5 protein-coding genes are annotated in these 1861 nt (G+C 59.5%); all 5 read left to right on the forward strand.

Annotation, left to right across the window (positions count from 1 at the left end):
* On the forward strand, window positions 1-254 hold a 254-nt coding region (locus K7W03_RS27350; protein WP_222888108.1), incomplete at its 5' end, for a hypothetical protein.
* Between the two features lie 54 nt (window positions 255-308).
* A complete protein-coding gene (locus tag K7W03_RS27355) occupies window positions 309-578 on the forward strand; it encodes a hypothetical protein (protein WP_222888110.1) in 270 nt (89 codons plus the stop codon).
* Entirely contained in the window at window positions 575-1234 is a 660-nt protein-coding gene (locus tag K7W03_RS27360) for an HNH endonuclease (RefSeq protein WP_222888112.1), read from the forward strand. Before K7W03_RS27355 ends, K7W03_RS27360 begins: the two co-directional genes overlap by 4 nt.
* The gene (locus K7W03_RS28160) at window positions 1231-1356 is read left to right on the forward strand and encodes a hypothetical protein (protein ID WP_264319094.1); all 126 of its coding nucleotides are present in this window, start codon (window positions 1231-1233) and stop codon (window positions 1354-1356) included. Before K7W03_RS27360 ends, K7W03_RS28160 begins: the two co-directional genes overlap by 4 nt.
* The coding region (locus tag K7W03_RS27365; RefSeq protein WP_222888114.1) for a hypothetical protein at window positions 1353-1861 on the forward strand (509 nt) is incomplete at its 3' end. The genes K7W03_RS28160 and K7W03_RS27365, both read left to right, overlap by 4 nt.

A 1861-nucleotide genomic window follows, 5' to 3' on the forward strand; every position in this document is an offset into this window, starting at 1 on the left:
GGGAGCAACCCATGTTCGGACTTATCACACGCAAGAAGCACGAAGCCGCCCTGGCCCTGATGGCTAAGGCGAATGTGGATTTGGAGGAAAAGGTTGCGGGCCAGACAGCCGCCTGCCGCAGTTTGGCAAGGCGAATGAATGTCGCGCTCATTGAACGGGATCGCGCCGCTGCTGAATTAGCTGTGTGGCGCCAATACGGCCAGCTTCGCGATCCGAAGACTGGCAGGCTCATTCCGAAGTCCGCAGTCGCCTAACCCATTTCTCAAGAGGACGGGGTGACGAGCTTAACAAGCGGCCCCGGAAGTTTAGTGAAAAACAAGCTGTCCGACCTCAACGACCATCTGTTCGCTCAGATCGAACGGCTTGGCGATGAGGACCTGAACGACGAGCAGATCGAGAAGGAGGCGAAGCGCGCCGATGCCATCGTATCTGTCGCTGACCAGATCATTAAAAACGCCGATCTGCAGTTGAAGGCGGCAACGCTGCTGGCAGGCCATGGCTACCACTTCGCGCCGCATCTAGCGAACATCGCGCCGACGGCCGAGCGGAAGGCTTTGGCGCAGGGAGACGGCCAGTGAAGGGCCGCCAGATTCCTTATAGCGCAGAGGAGCGCGAGTTCATCCGTTCTGTCAGCCAGTGGCCCCGCCATGAGGCTCACGCTGCATTTTGCCAGAAATTCAGCCGCGACGATGTGTCGCTCAAGAACTTCAACGCCCTGTGCAAGCGCAATGGCTGGCTGACCGGGCGCACCGGATGCTTCGCCAAAGGCCAGACGCCACATAATAAAGGCGTGCCCTGCGAACCGGGGAGGGGCGGTCGTCATCCGAATGCCCGTCGAACGCAGTTCAAGAAGGGCAACCAGCCTCATAACACGAACTATCTGCATCACGAGCGCGTTTCGAAAGACGGCTATGTCGAGATCAGTATCGATGAGCAGAATCCGCACACCGGCTTTGAGCGCCGCTATGTCCTGAAGCATAAATGGCTTTGGGAGCAGGCGAACGGTCCGGTGCCCAAAGGGTATGCGCTCAAGTGCCTTGGCGACCGCCTGAACACTGATCCGAGCAATTGGGAATTGGTGCCTCGCGCCCTGCTGCCGCGCCTCGCTGGCGGCAATCGCTACAATCCCAAGCTGGCGTTCGATGATGCCGCGCCGGAACTACGTCCCGCAATCCTCGCGGTCGCCAAGCTGGAGCATCAGGCCCGCGCTATTCGGAAGGGAAGACCCGCATGACCGAATCCCAGAAAGGCCCGTTCTACACGCGCAGCCGTGACTGGCCACCGTTCCAGCCCACCGAGAAGAAGCCCGGCGAATGGGAGCAGACCCGCGACGGTTTCGTGAGGAAATCAGCATGACCACCGACATAATAGCGGCGCTGCGGAAGTGCCGGGACCAATTCGAGTTCTATGCCCAAGAGCACCGCATTAAGGTCGACGCCGCCGTCACAGCGCTGGACGATGCCAAATACTGGGGCAACGTCGATGAGCAGGACAAGGCGCGCAAGGAGTTGGAGAAACGCCGTAAACAGGCTGCGACCAATGAAGAAATGGTTGTCATGTGTGACGCAGCCCTCTCAACTTCGCCCGCAGGTCAGGAGGTGCGGAAGCGACTCAAATATTATCCTGATTTCATCGATGATCCCGATGGATTGGAGCGGCTGCGTCATGACGTAAAGACCCATGGCGGCCACGACATGGCGGCGGTCAACCACAATACGCTTGGCCGTCTGATCGATACCATCGAGAGACTGCGCCAAGAACGGGACGCCGCCCTTTCATCGGTAGAGCCTGCGGGCAATGGGCGGGAGGCGGTCGAAAATGCCTTCATCGCTGGGTGGGAGGCACAAAAGGCCGGTCGCAG

It is taken from the genome of Sphingobium sp. PNB (assembly GCF_019873065.1).
GTDB lineage: Bacteria > Pseudomonadota > Alphaproteobacteria > Sphingomonadales > Sphingomonadaceae > Sphingobium > Sphingobium fuliginis.

Bases quoted from the DNA above. Each gene is read 5' to 3' on its own strand.
- K7W03_RS28160 (WP_264319094.1), top strand. From the start codon at position 1,231: ATGACCGAATCCCAGAAAGGCCCGTTCTACACGCGCAGCCGTGACTGG.